Source organism: Bacillus sp. sid0103 (genome assembly GCF_019219025.1).
In genome coordinates, this window is the sequence record NZ_JAHUWN010000005.1 from 136,302 (window position 1) to 162,801 (window position 26,500).

The following is a 26,500-nucleotide window of genomic DNA, read 5'->3' on the forward strand; positions in this document are numbered from 1 at the left end:
TTAAAGTTTCACGATCTAGGGGGGAAAAGAGGAACCATGCAAATTTGCTTGACCCCGGTACAAAGGAATACAATATCTTATATGTAAACAAACTATTAGCCGGTCAAGATGTGATGCTCTATCCATTTTTAAAAAGAAAACAAGGCTGGATTCTGCCAAAAGGCAATCCCCTTGGAATTGAGTCAGCCCGAGACCTAGTTCGCGTCAATGCGAATTTCATCAACCGCCAAAAAGGAGCGGGGACCCGGATCCTTTTTGATCTCTTATTGGAGGAAGGGTGCCTGACACCAGACGATATTAACGGGTATGACCGCGAAATGTTTTCGCATTTAGCAGTGGCAGAAGTAAAAGGGGACTCTCACGGGGCTGGTCTTGGGATCTATCCGGCCGCAAAGGCGATGGACCTCGACTTTGTTCCTGTCGCAGATGAGGAATATGATTTGCTGATGACAAGAAGTTTTTATGAAAGTGAAAGCGGCCAACTGCTGCTAGCGATAATCCAATCAACCGACTTCAAAGAGCAGGTTAAAAAAATTGGCGGATACCAAGTGGTCGAAAATGCAGAGCCTAAGTGCTTGGATGTAGAGGTGTAATCAGGATGATGTATGAAATCTCAAAGGAACCGATCGATATTCAAACGGTAATTGATAAGGTTGTAAAGCGCAATGCTGGTGCGATTACAACGTTTATTGGCACGGTTCGGGAATTAACAAAGGGTAAAAAAACATTGTATTTAATCTATGAAGCGTACGAAGCGATGGCGGTCAAGAAACTGGCGCAAATCGGCCAGGAAATCGAACAGCGCTGGGAGGGTTCATGCGTAGCCATTACCCACCGAGTGGGTCGTTTAGATATCACCGATGTGGCCGTTGTGATTGCTGTTTCGACGCCGCACCGTGCGGATGCCTATGATGCCAACCGTTATGCAATTGAACGGATTAAAGAAATTGTCCCGATTTGGAAGAAAGAGCACTGGGAAGAAGGCGAAGCGTGGATAGGCAATCAGCGCGAAACAGTAGCCTATCCGAGCGGCAAACCGGAGGAGGGTGACCTAAATGAATAAAGTGTTGTTTTTTGCCCATTTACGTGACGCGGTCGGCGAAGAGTTTCTTTCTGTCGAGGCGAGTGGAAAAACGGTGGCAGAATTAAAAGCGGAATTAGCAGCTAAATACAACCTGCCCAACATGGACACCGTAATGACGGCCGTCAATGAAGAGTTTGCTGCGAACGATGAAGTGATCCAGTCTAGTGATGAAATCGCCTTTATTCCGCCAGTAAGCGGGGGCTGATTGTCCTAATTGGCGGAGGAATCCTTGTATCCGCAAGTAAAACAATGAATCCTCAAATAAAAAGAATCGATTCGCAATAAAACCAATGAGTCCGCAAATGAAATGGGAAAATTCGCAAATAGCTCGCCGTTTGGCGAGTTTTCTTTTAGAAAGGGGATAAGGTATGAACGAACGTTATTCACGGCAGGTCCTCTTTTCAGGGGTCGGCACAGATGGACAAGCAAAGATTGGCAGCAAGCATGTCCTGATTATCGGCGCGGGGGCGTTAGGGTCAGGAAGTGCAGAGGTGCTGGCCCGAGCCGGTGTCGGCAAGATTACGATTATTGACCGAGATTATGTAGAGGCCAGCAACCTGCAGCGCCAGCAGCTCTATACAGAAGAGGATGTCGCCGAGAAACTTCCAAAGGCAGCAGCGGCCGAAAAACGGTTGCGTACGATTAACTCGGCTGTGGAAGTGGTTTCGATCATTGGCGACGCCACGCCAGCATTGCTGGAGGAATTAGTTCCTGGCGTCGATGTGATGATGGATGCGACAGATAACTTCGAAACCCGGATGGCGATGAATGATGTCTCACAAAAGTACCAGGTTCCGTGGATTTATGGGGCCTGTGTCGGCAGTTTTGGGATGACGTTTTCGATCATTCCTGGGAAAACCCCATGTCTGAATTGCCTGTTGCGCTCAATCCCACTCCAAGGGATGACCTGCGATACAGGCGGGATTATTTCACCAGCCGTCCAAATGGTAATTGCCCATCAAACTGCGGAGGCACTCAAGATGTTGGTCGAGGATTGGGACGCGGTCCGTACTTCTTTTGTCAGCTTTGATCTTTGGAGAAACCAGTATACTAGTTTAAAAATGACAAAAGCAAAGTTCGCCGGCTGCTTGTCGTGCGGCGAGGAGCGCACCTATCCGTATCTCGATCAGGAAAATAGGACGAAAACGACAGTGTTGTGCGGCCGCGACACTGTGCAAATCCGCCCATCGTCTCCTGGTGAGATTTCGTTAGAACGCCTCGCAAGTCAGCTTAGCTCACTCGGATATGCGGTAAAGGGCAACCCATATCTAGTGTCTGTCGAGATGGGCGCAGAGCGGATGGTTATTTTCCAAGACGGCCGTGCTCTCATTCACGGCACCAAGGATTTAACCCATGCAAAGGCTGTTTACCAGCGTATTCTAGGATAGTTTAAGCCGGTACCGTAAATGGTGCGGTTTTTTTGCCAAGGCTATTTTCGCATAGATTGTTGTTTTTCGTTTCATTTCGTCGACCCGTATAAGTAGATGCTTCGTGGCATTTTTATAAGAATAGTTGCGAAAATTGCCTAGAAACATAGTAAATGACCCTCATTAAGATCCAATAGCAATAAAGTTTACGAAAAGAGCCTTTGCCAATAATCGACGTGTTTCACGTGAAACAATGGAAATCCTGTCGAAGTGTTTGCCACTCGAAAAAAGGGTCATACTCATGTAGAATAGAAACGAGACTGAAATTAGAGGTGCTTGACAAGTGAATATATCTGTCCAAAAACTATTAGCGAAAATAGAAGAGGAATTGAAGTTGGCAAAAAGCAGCGCAAAGGAAGAAAGTTTGCGGGAAAAGGTATACTCTATTAAAATATTGTGCGAGCTTCTGCTAGACGAAAAGCCCGCACTGAAAAACGAGGTTCCAGTCACACCCATGCCTGCCGTTCAGCCTGCTATCTCGTACCAGGCCTTTCAACAGCCTGTGATGAACCAACCGCTGATCCAACAACCAGCAGCACAACTGCAGCAACCGAAAAAACTTGACATGGAAGACGAAGCGAATGGGGATTCCTTATTTGATTTTTAATAAAAGGCTATGTTAATGCTCATAGATGATTCAACCACTATGTTGAATGGAGCGGAAATCAACAGACTAGTTTAAAGTGCACAATAAAAAAAGGGGGATATTTTTACATGAAAACTTTTATCATCGTAGGTGCCATCAATGCCTTTATGGCGGTTGCACTTGGGGCCTTTGGTGCCCATGGATTAAAAGATAAACTAGATGCACATTATTTGGATATTTGGAAAACGGGTGTTACCTATCAAATGTTCCACGCAATCGGGATTTTGGTAGTGGGTCTCCTAATTGACAAGGTTGCAGCTGCCAGCCCGCAATTCACCTGGTCCGGATGGCTTATGCTGGCGGGAATTATTTTATTCAGTGGCAGTCTGTATGTGCTTAGCTTAACTAAGATAGGCATTCTAGGAGCAATCACTCCGATTGGCGGGGTCTGTTTCTTAGCCGCATGGATCCTGATGATAGTTGGAGCGGTGAAACATCTGTAATCGAAAGGAAGGCATTGGGGGGGCGCTCCCAATGTCTTTTTTATACATCTAAAAAATAAACACCAATTGATGGTCAATTGGTGTTTTCTTTAAATCGTTTATCTTGGCGGGTAAGTAGCTGGCGGGGCACTGCCATATGGATATTCATACTCGATTTCCTCTGGAAATTGAATGTAATCGACAGCAACCATTGGGATAAGCCAACGGGTCCCGGCTTGTGGGTCGCTTAAGATCACATGGTCTCTTCCTGCCGCTTCAATAATCCCTTTAAATTCTTTCGCATTCCATTGATTATTGCCCTCAAAGGTGGCAAACACACTGGCCATTTTTCCTTTATTTAAGCGTAAAATATTTTCGATGTAGGACTGCTCAATTGGCAGCTGGCCCGGAGCCATCCCTGCAGGCGCGCCTGCTGCTGACCCGGAAAAGGCTGGTGGGGATTGTGGGAATCCTTGTGCTCCAGGTGCTGGATAAAAACTTTGCCCGGCCCCAGGCATCCCTTGGGTTCGCTGCTGTTGCCCTGCGTCTCCGGAATAAGGCTGAAATCCCTGTGGATTGTAGTATTGATTCATCTTTTTCCCTCCTCAAAAGTGAATAAAACGAGTGGCCCAACAAACTATTCATACTCCCTTCATCCCAAATATGTTCCAATGGTGGAAAATAAACTGTTTTGCTTTTGGGAGTAGTGGAGTTTTTTCTAAGACTCGCTGTTTAAATAGTATGAGCACAAGGGGCGGAATATGACTAGCTAATAAGGGAGAATTAGCAAAAAAGTCCCCAGCCGAAGCTGGAGACTTTTTGAATGTTAAAGTTGATCTACGTTCCAGGCGCTTGACTCCTGCGGGAAAAGCGCGTCAAGGAAGACCCCGCAGGTGCTAGATCCAAGGAGGCTCCCGGACCGCGGGAGCGTCTGGAACCGAAATCAACTGCCCAAGTTTAACAATTACACATGAAGGAAACTAGCCACACGTTCTTCCTCTAAGATGTTACCAACAAAGAACGAACCGAATTCTCCGTATCTAGCACTAACTTCATCAAAACGCATTTCATAAACAAGCTTTTTAAACTGAAGGACTTCGTCGGCAAACAGGGTTACGCCCCATTCATAATCGTCAAAGCCAACAGAACCAGTGATGATTTGCTTTACTTTTCCAGCATATGTACGACCAATCATTCCGTGGCTGCGCATTAAATTTTTACGTTCTTCCATCGGCAACATATACCAGTTATCGTTACCCTCTCGTTTCTTATCCATTGGATAGAAGCAGACATGCTTTGCTTTCGGCAATGTTGGATATAAACGGGCTAAAATTTGTGGATTTTGGTATGGGTCCTCACCCGCAGGTAAGTAGTTACTTAGCTCCACAACCGACACGTAAGAATGGGCAGGCACTGTGAATTCAGCTAATCTTGTTTTATTGAATTCGGTTTCAATTTGGTTCAGTTCTTCCATCGTTGGACGCAGAATCATCATCATAAAATCTGCTTTTTGACCAACAATTGTATATAAAGCATGGCTGCCTTCTTTACGTTCCTGTGTGGCATTCCACTTCTCAACTAGACTTAAAAACTCATGGATGGCGGCTTGGCGCTCATCACTAGGGAGCATTTTCCAAGTTGTCCAATCAACGGTACGGAAATCATGGAGGCAATACCAGCCATCAAGCGTTACTGCTGCTTCACTCATTATAATCACTCCTAAATAATCATTCTTCTTATTGACAATCTTTACTATAACATAGTTTGACCCAGTGGCGCGCGAATAAACCTTCCTAAACAAACCAATGGATATTTTTAATGAAAAAAGTAAATAGTAAAACCTAGAGTGCAATTTTTTGAAAACATAAACTTTTTTATGAAAACGTTTATCTGTGAGTGTTATCATTGAAATTTAAAAAAGGTTAAGTATGCTAATGAAGTAGGTTTATTAAGGGAGGATTTAGTTGTGAGTGATTTATTTGAAGGATTAAAGCAAAAAATTTCTGGTCGTGATTTGCGAATTGTTTTTCCAGAAGGATTAGACGAGCGGATTGTCAGAGCTTGTAGCCGTTTGGCAACGGAAAAATTAATGACACCGATTTTGATTGGCAATATCGAGCAAGTGCAGGCGAAAGCAGCAGAGCTTGGTGTTTCCTTAGATGATGCAGAAATTTATGATCCTGCTAGCTATGCGGGCATGGACGAGCTTGTGTCTGCCTTTGTTGACCGCCGCAAAGGGAAAGTATCCGAAGAGGATGCACGCAAAATTTTGCTTGATGGAAACTACTTTGGCACGATGCTTGTTTATTTAAATAAAGCACACGGCCTTGTCAGCGGTGCAGCTCACTCCACTGCGGATACAGTGCGCCCTGCCTTGCAGATCATTAAGACAAAAGAAGGCGTGAAGAAAACGTCGGGTGTATTCATCATGGTTCGTGAGGATGAAAAGTATGTGTTCGCCGATTGTGCGATTAATATTGCACCAGACAGCAATGATTTAGCCGAAATTGCCATTGAAAGTGCGAAAACAGCTCATATGTTTGATATGGAACCGCGCATTGCGATGCTCAGCTTTTCGACGAAGGGTTCGGCAAAGTCGCCCGAAACAGAGCGTGTGGCTGAGGCAGTGGCAGAAGCGAAGCGTCGTGAACCATCCCTTGTTTTAGATGGAGAATTCCAGTTTGATGCAGCCTTTGTTCCATCTGTGGCAAAAAGTAAGGCACCAGACTCACCGCTTCAAGGTGATGCCAACGTCTTTATTTTTCCTAGCCTTGAAGCAGGCAACATCGGCTACAAAATTGCACAGCGTTTAGGCAACTTTGAAGCCGTTGGACCGATCCTGCAAGGCTTAAATGCGCCGGTAAATGATTTATCACGCGGCTGTAATGAAGAAGACGTCTACAAGCTGGCGTTAATTACGGCAGCACAAGGAATATAAGAGTTTGGGAGGGCCGGTCCATTGTTGTGGTGGACTGGCCTATTTTGGTTTAATTTTTCAAAAACACATTATTATACTAGCGTTTTGCAAAATTATCATGATTTTCGTAAATAAAGTATTATACTTTGTATAATAACCACCGAAATCTGTATAATTTCTAGTGAAAATCCTATCAATTCAGTAAGGAGCCACCCAAATGGAAGGATTACTGCGTCAGCCGCAATGGCGAATCATTGATCAATCAGCAGCGGGCATTCATTTTCAAGCGTTGCAATCGTTTGGAACCGATGATACCCTCTGTGCCTCAGTCGGGTCGGGTCAAGCACCTGCCACAGCGAGAACATGGGTTCACCATAATACTATCGTCCTCGGCATCCAGGATACCAAATTGCCATTTTTACAAGCAGGGATTGACTTCCTGCAGGCGCAAGGCTATCAGACAATTGTCAGAAACTCCGGCGGTCTCGCTGTCGTCCTCGATGAAGGGGTCCTCAATATTTCATTAATTTTTCCTGAAGCGGAAAAAGGGATCGATATTAATCGTGGCTATGAGGCGATGTGGCAGCTCATACAGAATATGTTTGCTGATTTTCCGCACGAGATTGAGGCGCGAGAAATTGTCGGTTCTTATTGCCCGGGAAGTTACGACCTGAGCATTGCAGGGAAAAAGTTTGCCGGTATCTCCCAACGCCGCCTAAAAAGAGGAGTTGCTGTCCAGATTTATCTATGTGTGAATGGCAGTGGCGCGCAACGGGCCGAGCTAGTTAAGGAATTTTACAAACTAGCAAAACAAGATGAAGAGACCAAATTTGCTTATCCGGAAATTGTCCCCGAAGTCATGGCCTCGCTCGCGGAAATGCTCGGGACGGAGCTCACCATCTCCGACGTGATGCTTCGTCTATTAAACCAGTTAAAGGAGAGTAGCGAGCTATTATATGCCGGCCCATTAAACGAGTACGAACTGGAGCTGTTTCCAGGTTATTATCAGCGGGTGATTGATCGCAATGAAAGAATCGCCGCCATGTAAAAAGCCGCAAATCCCATTGGAGTGGATTTACGGCTTTTTTTTCAAAGAGATGTTGCGCTTATGCTCTTCTCCCATGCTTTCAATAAGTTTACTGTCTAGCTACAGCACCTAGGGGCTCGGGGTCATAGCCCAATCCGTCATGAAGGTTAAAAAAACAACCTTCATGACGGCTCGTTTTATGCCTGTCGCCCCTAAGCAAGGCGCTTCCGCTTTCTTTTACTCAGCTACTTTCTCTAAATTCCCATTTCGGTCCATTTTGAATTTAGTAGCTGGTCTTTCTTCTTCTTCAAATAAAACAAGCTTTCGGGCACGGTTCATGATCTTCATTAAGGTCTCGTAATCTTCTTGAATGGTCTCAGTGTTTTGCTCTAGACCTTCAATTTTCGCAGCCATTTCTTCATTTTGTCGTCTTAATTCTGCCATTTCTCTTTTTAATCTTTCATTCTCACTTTTTAATGCTTCATTTTGCAGATTGGAATGATGAAAGTTTTGCAAGTAAGTAATGACGGAATCAAGTGAAAGTCCTCCGGTATTTGCTGGGCGGTACGTTTGGACTGGTCTTTGAACCTGTGCCTGTGCTTGAACCTGTGCCTGTGCTTGAACGGGCGCTTGTGATTGTAACGATGCAGCAGGATTTACATATGTTTCCTCCGCTATCTCTGCCGTCATATCTGGCATGTCAAAAGTCGTTTCTAGCGGCATCTCCACTTGTAATGGATCAAACTCCGCCGGAGATGCGAGCGGTGGACTATATAGCAGCTTTTTCTTGCCGCCTTGCTCTTTTCCTAACACTCTTTGTCTTTGTTTTCGTTGCTTTTTCGCTAATTGCAATGCTTTTTCGTAGCGGTGGCGGACGACGGCATTCCATCTGAACCCACACGCCGCAGAAGTACGATTTAGTTTATCGCCTACCTCTTCAAATGCATTTAGCTGCGTGCTTCCTTCTCTTACATGCCTTAGAACAGTTTCGGCTAAAAGTAAATCATTTTCATCTGTCCATGCATCTTGACGAACTTTCATATGTTCAACTCCCTTGTCTCGTTTTTGGATGAACCCGCCATTGCTTCTTGACGAGTTTTTAAAAGTTCTAGTCTTAGGATGGACAAGTTTAAGAACCTTTATACCAAAATGGTTGCAAGGATAGTAGATTTTTTTAACGAGTTTAGTAAAGATTGCAACTTGCATTCGAAAGCAAGAAAATGTAAAATACCAGAGGAGTTAATCGGATGTTTTAAGCTATCCAAGCTGGATAAAATATAGATATAGATTGTAACCAAAGAAAGGGTTGTCTTACATGTCCAATGAATTTCGCGTTTGCGATGATTGTCAGGCCGTGAATTTAAAGACATTGATCCCTCGGTTGAAAGAACTCGATCCGGCTGCCGAAGTTAAAATTGGCTGCCAATCCTATTGCGGGCCTGGCCGGAAAAAGACCTTCGCCTTCGTTAATAACCGCCCCGTCGCGGCATTAACAGAAGAGGAATTAATGGAAAAAGTGAATAAGAAGATAAAATAGTCACCTCGGTCCCATGAACTCAGGTGATTTATTTTTCCCGTTCATGTCGAAAAATCGTGTAGAATTTTGCTGAAAATAGGGTGGTTTTTGGGATATAATAGAAATTATCAATACAACGGGCATGAAGCTCTTAAGCGCCAGGAGCAAGTTTACGAGGAAGAGGGAAGTCTATGACATATTCGACGGAAAAACTTAGTGAAGAAAAAGTGTTTAAAGACCCCGTCCATCGCTACGTCCACGTACGTGACCTGGCCATCTGGGATTTAATCGGCACAAAAGAGTTTCAGCGCTTGCGCCGCATCAAACAGCTCGGAACGACATTTTTAACCTTTCATGGTGCAGAACACAGCCGTTTCAACCATTCTCTAGGTGTCTATGAAATTGTCCGCCGTATCATTGATGATGTGTTTGCGGGGAGACCGGAGTGGAATGATGACGATCGCTTGCTAACCCTATGTGCGGCCTTGCTTCACGACCTTGGCCATGGTCCATTCTCCCATTCTTTTGAAAAAGTATTTGATTTCGATCATGAGGAGTTTACTCGGAAGATCATTTTGGGAAACACAGAGGTAAATAAGGTTCTCTTGCGGGTAGGTCCTGATTTTCCTGCAAAAGTAGCCGAAGTGATTGCAAAAACATCGGAGAAAAAGCTCGTCGTCAGTATGATTTCCAGTCAAATTGATGCCGACCGGATGGATTATTTGCAGCGCGATGCCTATTTTACCGGCGTCAGCTACGGTCAGTTTGATATGGAACGCATCCTTAGGGTAATGCGGCCGCGTGAAGATCAGGTGGTCATTAAGAAGAGCGGCATGCATGCGGTTGAAGATTATATTATGAGCCGCTACCAGATGTATTGGCAGGTTTATTTCCATCCAGTGTCGCGCAGTGCAGAGGTTATCTTGACAAAAATCCTCCACCGCGCCAAGCAGTTGTTTGAGGAAAACTATTCTTTTAAGTATGAACCGATCCACTTTACCTCCATTTTCACTGAAAAAGTAACCTTAGAAGACTATTTAAAATTAGATGAATCAGTGATTTTATATTATTTTCAAATTTGGCAGGAAGAAACAGACCCTGTTTTAAGCGATCTCTGCCGGCGGTTTGTCAATCGCAATCTATTCAAGTTTGCTGAATTTGACCCAGCGAAAGAATACAAGAAGCTCGCTGAACTAGGTTCATTATTTAAAAAGGCAGGGTTGGATCCTGAATACTATTTGGTGGTCGATTCCTCGTCAGATTTGCCGTATGATTTCTATCGTCCCGGTGAAGAGGAGGAGCGGCTCCCGATTCATTTGCTGATGAGTAATGGGGAATTGAAGGAACTTTCTCGAGAATCTGAGATTGTGGATGCGATTTCGGGGAAAAGAAGGACGGACCACAAGCTCTATTACCCCGCTGATTTTCTTCTTGATGACTCGGTTAAAAAGAATGTGAAGAGGCAAATCCGTGCTCTTTTAGAGTTATAGCACGATTGGTGCCTGACACCCAATAATGATCTGTTGAGATGGAGTAGGAGATGACGAACGTTGTTAAATGATCATGCGAAGCTGATGCAGGCGGTTATGGTTTCCGGTGAGATTATCGGACGGAAGAAGCTGCAAAAGATGATATATATTGCGAAAAAGGTGGCATTTCCCTTTCAGGAGCGGTTCCAGTTTCATTTTTATGGCCCCTACTCAGAGGAATTGACATTACGGGTTGAGGAGCTCTGCAATATGGGATTTCTCAATGAGGTGAAGGAGAAAAAGGGCGGGTATTACCAATACCGCTACACTCTAACGGAGCCAGGGAAAGAGTTTTTGAGTTTAAATGAGGTTGAGATGCCGTTTTTACAGGATTGCCTGGTTGACATGAATGAGCAGAATGCTAGATTCTTGGAGTTGGTTTCGACGGTTTTATATTTTGATAATCTTTCAAAAGAAGAAGTGACCAACAAGGTCTTTACGTTAAAGGCAAGCCAGCGCTATACGGAGTCGGAAATTGACGAGGCCTATCAATATATCGAATCGTTAAAGGCGAAAATACAATAATGGATTTGAAAACACCGTTTGGACCGCTGCGTGCGCAGGGCTGGGCGGTGTTTTTTGTTGTGTTCTTCAGAGGTTGTCGGGTTCCGAAAGACACTTTTCCAGTTAGTATGAGGAGTTTGTCCATCGGAGGAGGTTCGAAAGACATTTTTCCGGTAAGCATGAGGATTTTTATCCATCGGTGGGGATCCGAAAGACATATCAACTGGTTCCAAGTGAAAGTTTGTCATTGAAGTTACTAAATTTTCAGATAAATTAATACTCTTTTGGTTAGTGATTTGTTATGATTTGGGTAATGAGGTAAAAATGATCATACTCGAGGAGGGCGCTCGCAATGACAGGAACGATTGCAGTCATAATGGTATTTGGAATTCCGATTACCGCCATCATCACCGGCCATTTTCAAAAGCAGTCAAAAATCAAGGCCAAGATGCTGAAGGATGAGCTGGAGCTCGAAAAACTCAAACACATCAATTACTTAGCAGAAACCGAAAAAATGAAACTCGAACTCGAAAAACTAAAACTCGGCAACTCCAAAGACGAGATCAAATTTTTGTCATAAAAAAGGTGTCAGGCACCATGTGAATTTTTCACATGGTGCCTGACACCACTATCACTATCACTTCTACTACCACTACCTTTATTGATCGCTTTTTCGTACCCCTGCGATTCCAAGGTGGTTTTTGCTCATTTCTTCGATCATGACGTGGATGGCTTCTTTTGGAGCCCCTGTTGTTTCGCTGACTGCTTCGGTTACTTTTGTGACAAGGTCACGCTTTTGTTCGTCTGTTCTGCCTTCAAGCATTTTTACGGTAACGTAGGGCATGTTTTTTTCCTCCTATATATCACTTCGGCTTTTCTCTGATAGTGTTCCATAATTTGACGAAAAGTGCAATAACCGATGACACTTTTGATTTTCTTTTTTGAAACGATTTCATGTATACTAAAAGGAATATAGATAGATGACAACGGAGTCTGTGTGCAGCCAAAGTGTGCCATCCGTTGGAGATGGAAGGAGATATGGTGTTGGAAAATTTCAGTTTTCTTGCCTATCCGTTAAGTATGATTCCTTATCTGGCGATTACCCTGATGATTGCCTTTACGTTTCATGAGTTTGCCCACGCCTTTGTTGCCTATAAATTCGGTGACATGACCGCGAAAAACCAAGGTCGGTTGACGTTAAATCCGATTAAACACCTAGATCCGATTGGAACGATTTTAATTTTTATCGCCGGCTTCGGCTGGGCCCGTCCGGTACCGGTTAATCGCTTTTTCTTTAAAAAGCCCCGTCTCGCAGGCATTCTCGTTTCTGTTGCCGGGCCGCTTAGCAACCTAATCTTAGCTTCACTCGGCTTTATTGTTGCGTTTGGGCTAAACCGTTTCGGTGCCGCAGCGCCCGAAAGTTTTTACACTTTTCTTGAAATCTTTATCCGGCTTAATATTGTACTGTTTATCTTTAATCTGCTGCCATTCCCACCGCTTGATGGATACCGGATTATTGAGGATTTAGCGCCGACGCATATTCGTGCGAAAATGACCCAATATGAACAGTATGGTGGATTAATCTTTTTAATTTTAGTTTTTACCCCGCTCGATAACTATACGATTGAACCGATTTTTGCGGTGGTCATTCCGTGGGTATGGGATGGGTTAAGTCAATTCTTCAGTATGTTGGTTTATTAGGAGGTTTCGTTTCAATGGAGGAAAATAAGAAGAAACTTGGTTTTAATATCATCAAAAGTGATCCAACTGATGGTCATAAAGGTTATGGAAAAGGAGCCTTAAGTCTTGATAATGTTTCGCCTGTCATCATTGATGTCGATGCCGGGGAAGCAGAGATTGATGTCGGCGCCATGCATGCTCGCAGCGCCGTTGAAAAAGGGATTAAATTTTTGAAAAATCAAGAAGAGGTTCCGAATGGGAAACCGTATTGGCTTGTGTGGGTTACGATTGACCGCAAGCAAGAAGGACCGTACTATGCGGGCGTTACGGCCTGCTTCATGACCGTCGACCGGGAAATCCGGCGCGGCTTCAAATCCTTGCCTGAGCACGTTAACCGCATGGATAAGTCGCTGAAGCGTCATATCATTGTCGACGATATGGATGAGAATTCGAAAAAGGTCTTAGCAGAATTCTTACGCAATCATAATGAAGTTTTGTGGAACAACTCAACGGATGAACTCAAACGAGGTTTACTTGCTCAGTAAAATAAATGCTTGTAATTTTTTTGAAAATTATAGTATCATATTCTTTGTTAAAACAATGTAAAACTAGGACAAGAAAAGCTCCGGAGATTTTTCCGGAGCTTTTCTATTTCAATAAAACACTTATATCTGTCTAGCTCCAGCGCCTAGGGGCTCGAAGGTCTACAGCCCCTTGGTCAAGGCGCTTCCGCTTTTCTGTCTAACTCCATGGCATTATTTTCTTATACCAAGGAAGTTTTTTGTCGCCCTTATGTTTTTCAGGTACAGATTCATGATTTTTTAGGTGTTCAGTGCAATATTCGGTTGGTTCGGTGCCAGTCACGAAATAGGTGAAGCGGCGCACCGGGCAATCCTTTGTCGCCAGTTTGCCATTTGTTGGATCAACATAGACCCCAGTAACCCCTTCCTTCGGCGCCTTAAACGCCTTGACGGGCTTGCCTTTTAAGGCCTCTTCCATGAAATTTGCCCAGATATTCTTCGCGTACGTTTTTTCCGCAACGAGTTCAATAGGTTTTCCCATATCATATCCTGCCCAGACGGCGGTCACCAGCTGCGGGGAGTAGCCAATCATCCAGCTGTCGGTTTCAGTCGAGCCAGATTTCCCTGCATATGGCCGGGTAATATCGTTGATGACCGTGCTGCCTGTTACCTTCGCATAGCCGTTTAGCTTTGGATCGAAAATCCCCGTCATCATTTGCGTCATCACATACGCCTTAGCTGGGTCTAACACCTTCTCGTTTTCCTCTTGTTTTTCATAGATCACGTTGCCGTTGTAATCTTCTACTCTCGTAATTAAGGTGGGACTAACTTTTTTCCCGCCATTAGCCAACAGACTGTAGGCATTCGCCATTTCAATGACGCGGACACCGGAAGTCCCCAATGCCAGGGACGGGACATGCGCCATTTTGGATGAAAGCCCGAATTTCTTCGCCGTTTCAATTAATGTATCTTCTCCTAAAAATAAATGCGTTTTGACGGCATAAATATTATCTGAAACAGCGAGCGCCTGGGCGAGAGTGATTTCACCGTCCGCATACTTATTGTTAAAGTTATGCGGTGTATAGTCAGGCTGGCCATCATCAAAATGGAAGGTCGTAAATTCACTGCGCATCGTTGAGGATGGCGTAAAGCCTTGCTCGAGTGCCGCGTAGTAAAGGAGCGGCTTGATGGTCGAACCAGGCTGCCTAATCGCCTGTACAGCACGGTTAAACGGACTTTTTTCATAGTCGCGGCCGCCGACCATCGCTTTAACATAGCCGTTTTTCGGGTCCATAGCGACAAGGCCGACTTGAATTTCCGATAAATTCGCTACATATTTATGAACCTGGCTTTCCGCCGCCTCCTGCTGTTTGCGGTTAAGAGTGGTATAGACTTTTAAACCGCCAAGGGCAATCGTGCGGTCATCTAAATGTAATTGATTTTTTAAGGCATTTCTGACCGCATCCTGAAAATAGGGAGCAACCTTCACCTTTTGCTTATTGTGACTGCCCACAATGGTCACAGGCCGCATGGCGGCATCGATGGCTTCCTTTTTCGTGATGTAATGATTGGTCACCATGCTTTTTAGAATAATCGCTTGGCGGCTTTTGGCATGCTCCATTGAGGCAAGCGGGGAGTATATGCCCGGTCCTTTTGGAATTCCTGCCAGCATACTTGCTTCGGCAAGAGTTAAATCCGCTGCTTTTTTTCCAAAATAATATTGGCTGGCTGCCTCCACACCATAGGCACCGTTGCCATAATAAATAGTATTTAAATAGCCTTCAAGAATTTCTTTCTTGGAATAATTCATCTCGATGCGGATCGTATAAAAAGCCTCGTGCAGTTTCCGCGTCCAGGTTTTGTCATGTTCGAGAAATAGATTTCGCGCATACTGCTGCGTGATGGTGCTCGCGCCCTGGACCTTCGCAAAGGCTTGAACATCCGCCAACACAGCCCCGGCAATCCGCTTAAAATCAAAGCCATGGTGCTCGTAAAAGTTTTTATCTTCAATCGAGATGGTCGCATCGACCAGCTCTGGAGAAATATCTTTTAAACGGCTCCAATACCGTTTTTGGCCACTATTACTCTCGCCAATCAATGTCCCGTCATCTGCGAATAATAGGGTCGATTGCGGAACAGCGAGCGGTGGTGCCCCCAAAATTTTTGCATAGGCAAGAATTCCAAGGAAGAGAATAAGCATACAAACCATGCCTATCAAACTGATGATAATAACTGCGCGCAAATATTTAATCGTCTTCCTAAACCCTTGATCAGTCATGATTTCCATGATGTTCACCACCCCTTTTGAAAAGCGGAGGCGCCTTCGGACCAAGCACAGCTTGTTCCTGCGATGACCATTCTAAGGAGCTTTCCTTAGTGGTCAGCCCCGGGAAGCGCTGGAGAGCCTGGCGGTGAAGTCGTTCTTTGACTTCATCGAAAGGATCGAAGCGACCTCGAGGGGCTAGGCGCTGCAGCTAGCCTCGTTTTTCCAGTTTTTAAAAAAATAGATAGTAATAGTATTGAAAAAATAGAGCCATTTTAAACATTTATTGGTTTATTTATTTAAATTTTGCTAGACTTTTTCTTGTGTTTGTAATTCAATGGTTTGGGTACTATAAAAAGAAAAGCGGAAGTTCCTGTGCGTTGGGCACTGGGGCGGGACAGTTTTTTTGAAAATGAGAGTTGAAAGGAAGATGTAAGCATGTCAATTTGGTTTACCGAAAAGCAAACCGAAAATTTTGGAATCACGATGAAAGTAAATAAAACCTTACATACAGAGCAAACAGAGTTCCAAAAGTTAGATATGATTGAAACAGAAGAGTGGGGCAACATGCTTCTTTTAGACGACATGGTCATGACATCTGTCCGCGATGAGTTTGTTTACCACGAAATGGTGGCGCACGTTCCGTTATTTACGCACCCAAATCCTGAGAATGTCCTAGTTGTTGGCGGCGGCGATGGCGGCGTAATTCGCGAGGTTTTAAAGCATCCAAGCGTGAAAAAAGCAACGCTTGTTGATATTGATGGCAAAGTAATCGAGTATTCAAAGAAATTTCTTCCAGAGATTGCAGGCATGCTGGATGACCCGCGTGTCGATGTCCAAGTGGACGACGGCTTTATGCATATCGCAAACAGCGACAATGAGTATGACGTGATTATGGTTGATTCCACTGAGCCAGTCGGACCTGCTGTAAACCTCTTTACCAAAGGGTTCTACGCAGGGATTTCAAAAGCGTTGAAGGAAGATGGCATTTTTGTGGCGCAGTCCGATAATCCATGGTTCAAAGCGGATTTAATTCGTAACGTCCAACGCGATGTTCGCGAAATCTTCCCAATTACTCGTTTGTATGTTGCGAATATCCCGACCTATCCAAGCGGCTTGTGGGCATTCACGATCGGTTCCAAGAAGTACGATCCACTAACTGTAAGCGAAGACCGCTTCCATGAGATCGAAACAAAATACTACACAAAAGAGATTCACAAAGCAGCATTCGTCTTACCAAAATTTGTTGGGGATTTAGTGAAGTAAGAATATTTGTAAATAAAGTAGGTCTATGTGACCGAACTTGGGAAAAAAGAGCGGGCTCGGTAACATAGAGCGTTTCTAAGTGACTGAAGTCGAGAAAAAAGAGAGGGTTCGGTAACATAGAGAGGTTTTATGTGACCGAACTAGAGGAAAAAGAGAGGGTTCGGTAACGTAGGGAGGTTCTAAGTGACCGAAGTCGAGGAAAAAGAGAGGGTTCGGTAACATAAAGCGGTTTTATGTGACCGAACTTGGGAAAAAAGAGCTGGTTCAGTAACGTAGGGAGTTCTAAGTGACCGAGGTCGAGGAAAAAGAGAGGGTTCGGTAACATAGAGAGGTTTTATGTGACCGAAGTCGAGGAAAAAGAGAGGGTTCGGTAACATAGAGAGATTTTATGTGACCGAACATGGGAAAAAAGAGCTGGTTCGGTAACGTAGGGAGGTTCTAAGTGACCGAACTTGGGAAAAAAGAGCTGGTTCGGTAACGTAGGGAGTTCTATGTGACCGAAGTCGAGGAAAAAGAGCTGGTTCGGTAACATAGAGAGGTTCTAAGTGACCGAACTCGGGAAAAAAGAGAGGGTTCGGTAACATAGAGAGGTTCTAAGTGACCGAGGTCGAGGAAAAAGAGAGGGTTCGGTAACATAGAGAGGTTCTAAGTGACCGAAGTCGAGGAAAAAGAACGAATTCGGTAGCATAGAGCGATTTTATGTGACTGAAGTCGAGGAAAAAGAGAGGGTTCGGTAACATAGAGAGGTTCTAAGTGACCGAAGTCGAGGAAAAAAGAGAGGGCCCGGTAACATAGAGAGGTTCTAAATAACCGAACACTAGGAAAAGGGGCTTGGCGGTCGCCAATAGCTCCCTTTATAAGCGTTATTACATAGAGAGTGAGGGATACATAGATGCGTTTTGATGAGGCGTATTCAGGGAATGTGTTTATTAAGAGTCATCCGAATTTTGAGGAGAGTCAGGTTGTTTTGTACGGGATGCCGATGGATTGGACGGTTAGTTACCGCCCGGGTTCGCGATTTGGTCCGGCCCGCATCCGCGAGGTGTCGATCGGTTTAGAAGAATACAGCGCCTACCTTGACCGCGAGCTGGAAGAGGTTAAATACTTCGATGCCGGTGATATTCCGCTTCCATTCGGAAACCCGCAAAAGAGTATTGACATAATTGAAGACTTTGTCGATCAAGTCCTTGCAGCTGGCAAGTTCCCGCTTGGGATGGGCGGCGAGCATCTTGTTTCGTGGCCAGTGATGAAGGCTGTTTATAAAAAGTACCCGGATTTAGCAATTATCCATTTTGATGCGCACACTGATTTACGTGAGCAATATGAAGGCGAACCGTTATCGCACTCGACCCCGATCCGCAAGATTGCGGAACATATCGGGCCAAGTAACGTCTATTCGTTTGGGATACGTTCTGGAATGAAGGAAGAGTTCGAATGGGCGAAACAAAACGGGATGCATATTTCGAAGTTTGAAGTCCTCGAGCCGTTAAAAGAAATCCTGCCGACACTTGCTGGCCGTCCGGTCTATGTCACAATCGACATTGATGTTCTTGATCCAGCACATGCACCGGGCACAGGTACGGTGGATTGCGGCGGTATCACTTCTAAAGAATTACTTGCTTCCATTCATGAGATTGCCCGCTCCGAAGTGAAGGTAGTCGGCGGAGACCTTGTAGAGGTGGCGCCAATTTATGACCCATCAGAGCAAACGGCCAATACTGCAAGTAAGTTAATTCGTGAAATGCTGCTTGGCTGGGTGAAATAGATAGAAAAGCGGAAGCGCCTTGCCCAGGGGCGACAGGCATAAGACGAGGCGGCCAGAAGGTTGCTCTTTAATCTTCTTGACGGATTGGGTTATGACCCGAGCCCCTAGGCGTTGAAGCTAGACAATTCTCAAATAGTTGCCTGACCCATTAGGGCAGGCATTTTTTGATTTGTGGCCGAGCAATGTTTATAATAGAAAAAGTATGCATTAGAACAGAAACGTCAATTACTAGGACTAGAACCATTCCAAAGAGTGAAACTGAGTTCCTTTTTAAAAAAGAAAAAAGGGAAGTGCCATTAGGTTTGTCTACGACTGAAATTCCGATGAAAATTAATGTGAAAACGACAATTCATCAGCATGGGGGCAAGGAAGTCTATGAGTTGTCCCTGTTTGGCCGCTATCTTGAAAAAGATGGTGCTGTGTTTCTTAAGTATGAAGAGGTGCAGGATGAGGGCAATGTCCGGACAATTGTGAAGGTGGCTGGAGATGAGGCGCTGATTTTGCGCGGTGGTGCGGTGAAGATGCGCTTGCCGTTTCGCTTGCATAAAAAGCTGCGCGGCAGTTATGAAATGCCGTTTGGGTCTTTTGAGACGGTGACGCTGGCCAAGCGGATCGAGCATTCAGATGGCCTGATTGACATTCTTTATGATTTTTCGATGCAGGGGACGCCTGCCGGTACATACCATTTGGAAATTACCTTTCAGGAGGATAACAATGAACATAGTTGAACAAGTGCAAAGTAAGTTAAAAGAAGAGATTCGTGCGGCGGTGCTGAAAGCGGAACTGGCGTCGGAGGAGCAGATTCCGGATGTGATTTTAGAAACACCAAAGGAGAAGGCGCACGGCGATTATTCGACGAATATGGCGATGCAGCTGGCACGGGTCGCGAAGAAGGCACCGCGTGTGATTGCGGAGGCGTTAGTTGCAAATATCGACCGCTCGAAGGCATCGATTGAAAAAATTGAAATTGCAGGGCCAGGATTTATCAATTTTTATATGAATAATAGTTATTTAACCGAACTGATCCCAACGGTCCTAAATGCCGGGGAGAAGTACGGTGAGACGACGGTGGGCGGCCGTCAAAAGATTCAGGTCGAGTTTGTGTCGGCCAATCCAACAGGTGACTTGCACCTTGGGCATGCCCGCGGTGCGGCGGTTGGTGACTCGCTTTGTAATATTTTAGCGAAGGCCGGCTATGATGTTTCGCGTGAGTACTATATTAATGATGCTGGTAATCAGATTAATAATCTCGCATTGTCGGTGGAGGCGCGTTATTTCCAAGCACTTGGTTTGGATAAAGACATGCCGGAGGGTGGCTACCATGGCGCTGATATTATTGGTATTGGGAAAACCTTGGCTGAGGAATTTGGCGACAAGTATGTGCATGTTTCCGAGGAAGAGCGTCAGGAATTTTTCCGTGAGTACGGTTTAAAGTATGAAATGGCGAAGCTGAAGCAGGATCTTGAGGATTTCCGCGTTGGTTTTGATGTGTGGTACTCAGAGACGTCTCTTTATAAAAATGGAAAAATTGATGAGGCACTTGAGGCGCTTCGTGCGAGCGGTTATGTGTACGAGGAAGATGGTGCGACATGGCTTCGTTCAATGGATTTCGGCGATGATAAAAACCGCGTGTTGATTAAGCAGGATGGCTCTTACACGTATTTGACGCCGGATATTGCGTATCACAAGGACAAGCTGGATCGCGGTTTTGAAAAGTTGATTAACATTTGGGGTGCGGATCACCACGGCTATATTCCACGGATGAAGGCAGCGCTTCAGGCGTTAGGTTATGACCGTGATACCCTTGAGGTGGAAATCATTCAACTCGTTCATCTTTATAAGAACGGGGAAAAGATGAAGATGAGTAAGCGGACTGGTAAAGCGGTGACGATGCGTGATTTGGTTGATGAGGTCGGTCTCGATGCGACGCGTTATTTCTTTGCGATGCGCAGTTCGGATACGCATATGGATTTTGATTTGGATTTAGCGGTGTCGGAGTCGAATGAAAATCCGGTTTATTATGCTCATTATGCTCATGCACGGATTTCTAGTATCCTGCGTTCTGGAGAGGAGCAGGGTGTTCAGGTGACGGCTGATGCTGATTTTTCATTGGTGTCGTCGGAAAAGGAAATGGATTTATTGAAGAAGATTGGGGAGTTCCCGGCAGCTGTAGGGGAGGCCGCAGTAAAGCGCGTCCCTCACCGGATAACAAACTATATCTTTGATTTAGCGTCGACGTTCCACAGTTTTTATAATGCGGAAAAGGTGCTTGATCCTGATAATGTAGAGCGCACTAAGGCGCGCCTCGCGTTGGTGCGGGCGGTGCAAATTACCCTTCGCAATGCGCTTGCGTTGATTGGGGTTTCAGCTCCAGAAAAAATGTAGTGATGTTTGGGCTCTCTTACTTAGGTAAGGGGGCCTTTTTGGAGGTCGTTGTTGTGTGAATAGTATAAATTGTATAGGTTGGACAGTAAATTTTTTAAAGTTGACAATACATGGTCCAAGTGGACAGCAAGCTCATCAAAGCTGACGGTAAACCTCACAATTGGACAGTAAACCAAAAAAAGTCGACAGTAAATCTCAAATCTCGACAGTAACCAATTCCCCTCGCAAAATTTTCTCCTTTCCCTGCCTGTAAAAGTGCTCTATTTAGCTAACCTTGTCCATATAGATGAATATTAACAATGAAATGGCAAATACTAGTAGGGACTTTAACCAAGGGAGTGGATGAAACGAAATGAATGTGGGACGAGCCAAGGAAATTGTGGAATCTGCCGAGATGATTTATGTTACCTACGAGGGGACGCCAGTAATCATTCAACATGTCGATGAAGCGACACAGGTGGCGAGAATTTACTCAAGGAATGACCCGGATAATGAGCGTGACGTTCCGGTTTTACAGTTAATAGAGGAATAAAGAAGAGTCTTCGAGCTGATTCGAAGACTTTTTTCTATATCGTCAGGCGATATGCTTAAGAGTTTTCGAGCTGATTCGAAGACTCTTTTCCATATCGTCAGGCGATATGCTTAAGAGTTTTCGAGCTGATTCGAAGACTCTTTTCTATATCGTCAGGCGATATGCTTGTTTATTTCACCTCAACCGCCCCGCCGCTGATCCGTTTAAAGCCGCGGAGCCGACTTAGGTCCTCGATTAATTTCAGTGCTGCTTGATCCTTTGCTTTCGCCTCAATCATGAAATCAACATCCGCCCCGATTTCGCGCAGCATTTTTAAAAAAGGCGTGATAAATTCTGGGTCGACAAAGTCAGCATGGGAGCGGAATTCCTTCTCATTTTTAGGAGAGGAAATATGGACCTTCGGGATGTGGTGAGCATGGTCCCAAGTCCGGAAAATCCGTGGCAGCAGCTCCTCGAGAGAAGTCTCGGACAGATTGGCCATATGGTGATGGTAGTCGAACACAAACGGGATCGATTCCGTTTCACAGGCTGCTAACGTTTCTTCGGCATTGTACGTCTTATCGTCATTCTCTAAAGTCATTACCTGTTTAATCGGTGCAGGCAGTGCTGTTAAGTTTTGATGGAATCGCGGTAAGGTTTGCTGTTTATCACCATAGGCCCCGCCAATATGAATATTAATCAGTCCAACTTGCTCAAGGCCCATCGCTTCAAACATGCGATAATGGTAACGCATGTCGACCACGGCGTTTTCGGTAATCTTCGTTTGCGGCGAGGTAAACAGTGTGAACTGATTGGGATGGAAGCTGACGCGCAGGTTCTTCCGTTTTACGAGTTTGCCAATCTCCAGCCATTCTGAGCGAAAAGGGGTCACAAAGTCCCAGTTCACCTCTGGATGTGTCGCAAGCGGCACAATCGAACTCGATAAACGGTACAATTCGAGTTCATGAGCAATGTTGTAGTAGAGCATCCGCAGTGTATGATTTAAATTTTGCTTCGTCACTTTCAGCAATTTTTCCTCGCGCTCGGCGGGGCTTAGCCCCTGATAACGTGTAAACGTCAGTGTCTTGGCTGGAGAGGCGTCCCATAAGCTTATCGCGTGAGATACATAACCAAACCGAATCTTCATAAAAATAACTCCTTTTATAAAAGGCTTTGTTAAGACTCATTGTTGATTGGAGCGGGAAGACGCGAGACTCCGGCGGGAAAAGTGGGTCAAAGGAGACCACACAGCCACAGGAGTGCCGAGGAGGCTCTCGGACCGCCCGCGGAAAGCGACAAGCCAGATGAACAGAGCCTTATAAAAAATAGGAAACAAGCCCAGCGATGCCTTCTTTAAATGAGCGAATCAGGTTCGGTCTGTTAAGGACCGCTAATGTCAGTGGAGCAGAGTCCCTAATGTCTTTCTCGAGAATCTCCTTCAGGCGGTGAATAAAGGCCTTGTCATAAATATAGCAGTTGATTTCTTTGTTTAAATACATGCTTCTTTTATCAAAATTGGCGGTGCCGATATCACAGATTTTGTCATCAATCATGAGTGTTTTGGCGTGATAGAACCCTTTTTTATATTGATAAACGTTTGCACCCGCCTGAATCAACTTACGTAAGTAGCGGAACGACCCTTCTTGGACAAGCAAATGGTCAGCAGCATAGGGGACGATTACCGAGATATGCACGCCGCGCTTTAAGGCAGCCAGTAACGCCGCTAATATTTTTTGACAAGGGATAAAATAGGGCGTGCCAATGATCATCGATTCGTCTGCTTGTTGAATCAGCTTCAAATAATTATCCTCTAACTGCTGGGCTTCTGTCGGAACAAAACGGTGTCGGATCTGACCGTCAGCCAAGACCGGAAAATAGGACGGATCTTCGAAAAGGTCCTCGCCGCCATACTCGTGCCAGTCTGTCAAAAACTCCGTTTGCAAATAGTTAACGCTACGGCCGGTGATTTTCAGATGGTAATCGCGCCAAATCCCTAAAGAAGGCTCTTCATCGATATATTCCTTTCCGACGTTAAATCCGCCGAGATAGCCAATTTCCCCGTCAATAATCGAAATCTTGCGATGATTTCGAATCTGTGCAGAGTAAAATAGGTAGGGAAGCCTAATGGTATTACTAAAAGCAAAGCGAACGCCCGCCTCGCGCAACGTCTGGATGGCCTCTTTCTTCACCTTTAAACTTCCAAGCCGGTCCACGAGAAGGCGAACTTCCAACCCGGTACGGGCCTTTTCTTTTAATATAGTGAAAAATTCCTGACTAATCGCATCATCTTTGACAATATAAAAGAGCACATGAATATGCTTTTTCGCGTTTCTGAGTTCCTGAAAATAGTCGGCGAACAACTTTTTTCCGTGTGTGAAGATATCCAAATCACCATGAATAATGGCTGTTTCCCTTCTACTGACAATGGAAAGATGCTTCTTTCTACCTAAATTAAAATCTAAAACAAGCCATATAATGATGAGAAAAAATAGTCCGCTCAAAATGAGTGCCAAATTCATCAGAAATCTTTCCTCCAATCAGTATTATTAGTTTTTCCGAAAGCACCCTTAAATATTAGTTAACCTAACTTTTCAAAAAATCATTTGACTGAACGCTCACTCATAATATAATAGAGTTAAGTATAGATTCAGAAAATTAATTATTTTCTAGTAGTTGTTAAGGGGAAAACAAAGAAAGGGGCAATACAATGAATGGGTTATTATGGGTTAACTTGATTGCGTTTCTTGCTGTAACCGCTTACGCGATTAGTTTATTCGTGTATGTGGTCAAGACCCGGATACAATTTATCAAACTCGGGAAAAAAGTTGAATTTGATGACAAAGTCAAAGAGCGGCTCCAAAAAATTTGGGTCAATGTATTTGGCCAAAAGAAATTGTTGAAGGATAAAAAAAGCGGGATCATGCACGTCATGTTCTTCTACGGCTTTATCCTCGTCCAATTTGGCGCGATTGATTTTATTATCAAAGGGATTAAACCGGGAGCCCATCTTCCGCTTGGTCCGCTATATGCAGGGTTCACTTTCTTTCAAGAATTAGTCACGTTGATGATCTTAGTGGCGGTGATTTGGGCTTTTTATCGCCGTTATGTTGAAAAATTAGTCCGCTTGAAGCGGAACTTTAAATCAGGTCTTGTTCTTATTTTTATCGGGGGCTTGATGCTTTCTGTTCTGCTTGGCAATGGGATGGGGATCATCTGGCACGGCGAAGAGGCTTCCTGGACGGAACCAGTTGCTTCGGCGATTTCGGTTATTTTTTCAGGGATAAATGAAACTGCTTCCATTGTGATTTTCTACATTGCCTGGTGGGTTCACTTATTGTTCTTGTTAACCTTCTTAGTGTACGTTCCTCAGTCCAAACATGCCCACTTAATTGCGGGACCTGCGAATGTGTATTTTAACCGCTTGGATAAGCCGGGGAAACTAACAAAAGTTGATTTTGAAGATGAATCCCAAGAATCATTTGGGGTTGGAAAAATAGAAGATTTCACGCAGCATCAAATGATTGACTTTTATGCCTGCGTCGAATGCGGCCGCTGTACGAATATGTGTCCGGCAACTGGGACAGGGAAAATGCTGTCACCGATGGACTTAATCGTGAAACTGCGTGATCATTTAACCAATCATGGGGCTGTCGTTACCTCGAAGCAGCCGTGGGTGCCAACATTTGCGTTTGGCAATACAACGGGGAATCAACTGGCGCTTGCATCAGCCGGTCAAGGAGCTCAGGAGTCGGCTGCAGCTGGTGTGTACAGTCCAAGCTTGATTGGCGATGTCATTACGGAAGAAGAAATTTGGGCGTGTACGACATGCCGAAACTGTGAAGATCAATGTCCCGTTATGAATGAGCACGTCGATAAAATTATCGACCTGCGCCGTTATCTAGTGTTAACCGAAGGGAAAATGGATGCCGATGCGCAGCGCGCGATGACCAATATCGAACGCCAAGGCAATCCGTGGGGCTTGAACAGAAAAGAACGGGAGAATTGGCGTGAAGCCCGCGAAGATGTTCATGTACCAACCGTGAAGGAAATGAATAAGGCCGGCGAAGAATTTGAATACCTCTTCTGGGTTGGCGCGATGGGTTCTTACGATAACCGCAGTCAAAAGATTGCTTTATCGTTTGCGAAATTGCTCAATGAAGCTGGCGTGAAATTTGCCATCCTCGGCAACAAAGAGAAAAACTCTGGTGATACACCGCGCCGTCTCGGCAATGAGTTCTTGTTCCAGGACTTGGCGACAAAAAATATTGAGGAATTTGAAAAGGCTGAGGTCAAGAAGATCGTCACGATTGACCCGCATGCCTATAACATTTTCAAAAATGAATACCCTGATTTCGGCTTAACAGATATCGAAGTGCTCCATCATACCGAGCTTCTTTACGAGTTGGTCCGTGATGGCAGACTGGTGCCGAAACATCTTGTTGATGAAACGATTACCTTCCACGATTCCTGTTATTTAGGGCGTTACAATGATGTCTATGATGCGCCTCGTGAGATACTTAAAGCAATTCCGGGCGTGAAGCTCCTAGAAATGGAGCGGAACCGAGAGAAAGCGATGTGCTGTGGTGCCGGCGGCGGGATGATGTGGATGGAAGAAGAAACCGGACACCGCATCAACGTGGCTAGAACCGAGCAGGCTCTTGCGGTTAACCCATCGGTGATCAGTTCTGGCTGTCCATACTGTTTAACGATGCTGTCCGATGGGACGAAGGCAAAAGAAGTCGAAGAAAAGGTCTCGACTTACGATGTAGCCGAACTGCTTGAAAAAGCGGTTTGCGGGGAAGTGGCGTAGATTTTTAATGAAGTGCGGAAGTTGATTTGTTGACATATTCATAAAATTTTAAAAATTTTGTGTAAAACATTTCAACTTCTGCACTTTTTTATGTAGAATATAATGTATAGAAAAACGCTTACATTTCCATTTTTTCAAAGCTCTTTTCGTAAACTTTGGTGATTTTGGAGCTTAATAAGGGTCATTTACTAAGGTCACAAGGGCATTTTTGCCAAGGTTCTTAACGA

Annotated in this window: 27 protein-coding genes; 20 read left to right on the forward strand and 7 right to left on the reverse strand. The window is 44.8% G+C overall.

Going from position 1 to position 26,500, the window contains the following annotated elements:
* Positions 1-44: 44 nt before the first annotated feature.
* From KW850_RS07665 to KW850_RS07690, 6 genes are all read left to right on the forward strand, one after another.
* On the forward strand, positions 45-593 hold the full coding sequence (locus tag KW850_RS07665; protein WP_218346975.1) for a substrate-binding domain-containing protein: 549 nt from the start codon (positions 45-47) through the stop codon (positions 591-593).
* Between the two features lie 5 nt (positions 594-598).
* Complete coding sequence (locus tag KW850_RS07670) at positions 599-1,063, forward strand: molybdenum cofactor biosynthesis protein MoaE (protein ID WP_218346976.1); 465 nt, start codon at positions 599-601, stop codon at positions 1,061-1,063.
* Positions 1,056-1,289, forward strand: coding sequence for a molybdopterin converting factor subunit 1 (moaD, locus tag KW850_RS07675; RefSeq protein WP_218346977.1), 234 nt, complete (start codon positions 1,056-1,058; stop codon positions 1,287-1,289). Before KW850_RS07670 ends, moaD begins: the two co-directional genes overlap by 8 nt.
* Before the next feature lie 163 nt (positions 1,290-1,452).
* Positions 1,453-2,472: a MoeB/ThiF family adenylyltransferase gene (locus KW850_RS07680; protein WP_218346978.1), complete on the forward strand. Its 1,020-nt coding sequence runs from the start codon at positions 1,453-1,455 to the stop codon at positions 2,470-2,472.
* A 322-nt stretch (positions 2,473-2,794) separates the two neighbouring features.
* The gene (locus KW850_RS07685; protein ID WP_218346979.1) at positions 2,795-3,118 is read left to right on the forward strand and encodes a YwdI family protein; all 324 of its coding nucleotides are present in this window, start codon (positions 2,795-2,797) and stop codon (positions 3,116-3,118) included.
* A 107-nt stretch (positions 3,119-3,225) separates the two neighbouring features.
* Positions 3,226-3,600 (forward strand): DUF423 domain-containing protein, encoded by a 375-nt coding sequence (locus KW850_RS07690; RefSeq protein WP_218346980.1) that lies wholly within the window; start codon positions 3,226-3,228, stop codon positions 3,598-3,600.
* A gap of 98 nt (positions 3,601-3,698) precedes the next feature.
* Here KW850_RS07690 and gerQ read toward each other — a convergent pair whose 3' ends face one another.
* Together gerQ and hemQ are read right to left on the reverse strand one after the other, a co-directional pair.
* Positions 3,699-4,172, reverse strand: a complete 474-nt coding sequence (gerQ, locus tag KW850_RS07695; RefSeq protein ID WP_218346981.1) for a spore coat protein GerQ — start codon at positions 4,170-4,172, stop codon at positions 3,699-3,701.
* 371 nt (positions 4,173-4,543) lie between these two features.
* The gene (hemQ, locus tag KW850_RS07700; RefSeq protein WP_218346982.1) at positions 4,544-5,287 is read right to left on the reverse strand and encodes a hydrogen peroxide-dependent heme synthase; all 744 of its coding nucleotides are present in this window, start codon (positions 5,285-5,287) and stop codon (positions 4,544-4,546) included.
* Positions 5,288-5,545: 258 nt separating this feature from the next.
* Between hemQ and pta the strand changes: the two genes are divergently transcribed.
* Positions 5,546-6,517 (forward strand): phosphate acetyltransferase, encoded by a 972-nt coding sequence (gene pta / locus KW850_RS07705; RefSeq protein WP_218346983.1) that lies wholly within the window; start codon positions 5,546-5,548, stop codon positions 6,515-6,517.
* A gap of 196 nt (positions 6,518-6,713) precedes the next feature.
* Positions 6,714-7,544, forward strand: a complete 831-nt coding sequence (lipL, locus tag KW850_RS07710) for an octanoyl-[GcvH]:protein N-octanoyltransferase (protein WP_218346984.1) — start codon at positions 6,714-6,716, stop codon at positions 7,542-7,544.
* Positions 7,545-7,760: 216 nt separating this feature from the next.
* Here the strand turns inward: lipL and KW850_RS07715 are convergent, their stop codons facing one another.
* Positions 7,761-8,564: an RsfA family transcriptional regulator gene (locus KW850_RS07715; RefSeq protein ID WP_218346985.1), complete on the reverse strand. Its 804-nt coding sequence runs from the start codon at positions 8,562-8,564 to the stop codon at positions 7,761-7,763.
* A gap of 274 nt (positions 8,565-8,838) precedes the next feature.
* On the opposite strand from KW850_RS07715, the gene KW850_RS07720 reads away from it, so the two are divergent.
* The 4 genes from KW850_RS07720 (at position 8,839) to KW850_RS07735 (ending at position 11,652) form a co-directional block, all read left to right on the forward strand.
* Positions 8,839-9,060 carry a YuzB family protein gene (locus KW850_RS07720; RefSeq protein ID WP_218346986.1) on the forward strand — a complete coding sequence of 74 codons (222 nt, stop codon included), beginning with the start codon at positions 8,839-8,841 and terminating at the stop codon, positions 9,058-9,060.
* 170 nt (positions 9,061-9,230) lie between these two features.
* On the forward strand, positions 9,231-10,529 hold the full coding sequence (locus tag KW850_RS07725) for an HD domain-containing protein (RefSeq protein ID WP_218346987.1): 1,299 nt from the start codon (positions 9,231-9,233) through the stop codon (positions 10,527-10,529).
* Positions 10,530-10,589: 60 nt separating this feature from the next.
* Positions 10,590-11,093 carry a YwgA family protein gene (locus KW850_RS07730; protein ID WP_218346988.1) on the forward strand — a complete coding sequence of 168 codons (504 nt, stop codon included), beginning with the start codon at positions 10,590-10,592 and terminating at the stop codon, positions 11,091-11,093.
* 331 nt (positions 11,094-11,424) lie between these two features.
* Entirely contained in the window at positions 11,425-11,652 is a 228-nt protein-coding gene (locus tag KW850_RS07735; RefSeq protein WP_218346989.1) for a hypothetical protein, read from the forward strand.
* Positions 11,653-11,730: 78 nt separating this feature from the next.
* Here the strand turns inward: KW850_RS07735 and KW850_RS07740 are convergent, their stop codons facing one another.
* Positions 11,731-11,916, reverse strand: a complete 186-nt coding sequence (locus KW850_RS07740; RefSeq protein WP_218346990.1) for a 2-hydroxymuconate tautomerase — start codon at positions 11,914-11,916, stop codon at positions 11,731-11,733.
* Positions 11,917-12,152: 236 nt separating this feature from the next.
* Between KW850_RS07740 and KW850_RS07745 the strand changes: the two genes are divergently transcribed.
* Both KW850_RS07745 and KW850_RS07750 read left to right on the forward strand, forming a co-directional pair.
* A complete protein-coding gene (locus KW850_RS07745) occupies positions 12,153-12,773 on the forward strand; it encodes a site-2 protease family protein (RefSeq protein WP_256358144.1) in 621 nt (206 codons plus the stop codon).
* Positions 12,774-12,787: 14 nt separating this feature from the next.
* A complete protein-coding gene (locus tag KW850_RS07750) occupies positions 12,788-13,297 on the forward strand; it encodes a YwhD family protein (protein ID WP_218347101.1) in 510 nt (169 codons plus the stop codon).
* Between the two features lie 196 nt (positions 13,298-13,493).
* Here the strand turns inward: KW850_RS07750 and KW850_RS07755 are convergent, their stop codons facing one another.
* On the reverse strand, positions 13,494-15,560 hold the full coding sequence (locus tag KW850_RS07755) for a transglycosylase domain-containing protein (protein ID WP_218346992.1): 2,067 nt from the start codon (positions 15,558-15,560) through the stop codon (positions 13,494-13,496).
* A gap of 414 nt (positions 15,561-15,974) precedes the next feature.
* Between KW850_RS07755 and speE the strand changes: the two genes are divergently transcribed.
* The 5 genes from speE (at position 15,975) to KW850_RS07780 (ending at position 21,484) form a co-directional block, all read left to right on the forward strand.
* Positions 15,975-16,802, forward strand: coding sequence for a spermidine synthase (gene speE / locus KW850_RS07760; RefSeq protein WP_218346993.1), 828 nt, complete (start codon positions 15,975-15,977; stop codon positions 16,800-16,802).
* An 892-nt stretch (positions 16,803-17,694) separates the two neighbouring features.
* The gene (gene speB, locus KW850_RS07765) at positions 17,695-18,567 is read left to right on the forward strand and encodes an agmatinase (protein WP_218346994.1); all 873 of its coding nucleotides are present in this window, start codon (positions 17,695-17,697) and stop codon (positions 18,565-18,567) included.
* Positions 18,568-18,731: 164 nt separating this feature from the next.
* A complete protein-coding gene (locus tag KW850_RS07770) occupies positions 18,732-19,295 on the forward strand; it encodes a YwiB family protein (RefSeq protein ID WP_256358134.1) in 564 nt (187 codons plus the stop codon).
* A complete protein-coding gene (gene argS, locus KW850_RS07775) occupies positions 19,282-20,952 on the forward strand; it encodes an arginine--tRNA ligase (protein ID WP_218346995.1) in 1,671 nt (556 codons plus the stop codon). The genes KW850_RS07770 and argS overlap by 14 nt, the downstream gene beginning before the upstream one ends.
* A gap of 352 nt (positions 20,953-21,304) precedes the next feature.
* Complete coding sequence (locus KW850_RS07780) at positions 21,305-21,484, forward strand: H-type small acid-soluble spore protein (RefSeq protein WP_218346996.1); 180 nt, start codon at positions 21,305-21,307, stop codon at positions 21,482-21,484.
* A gap of 169 nt (positions 21,485-21,653) precedes the next feature.
* Here the strand turns inward: KW850_RS07780 and uvsE are convergent, their stop codons facing one another.
* Entirely contained in the window at positions 21,654-22,610 is a 957-nt protein-coding gene (gene uvsE, locus KW850_RS07785) for a UV DNA damage repair endonuclease UvsE (protein ID WP_218346997.1), read from the reverse strand.
* 169 nt (positions 22,611-22,779) lie between these two features.
* Positions 22,780-23,982 (reverse strand): cardiolipin synthase, encoded by a 1,203-nt coding sequence (cls, locus tag KW850_RS07790; protein WP_218346998.1) that lies wholly within the window; start codon positions 23,980-23,982, stop codon positions 22,780-22,782.
* A gap of 188 nt (positions 23,983-24,170) precedes the next feature.
* Between cls and KW850_RS07795 the strand changes: the two genes are divergently transcribed.
* The gene (locus tag KW850_RS07795) at positions 24,171-26,273 is read left to right on the forward strand and encodes a (Fe-S)-binding protein (protein ID WP_218346999.1); all 2,103 of its coding nucleotides are present in this window, start codon (positions 24,171-24,173) and stop codon (positions 26,271-26,273) included.
* Positions 26,274-26,500: the final 227 nt, after the last annotated feature.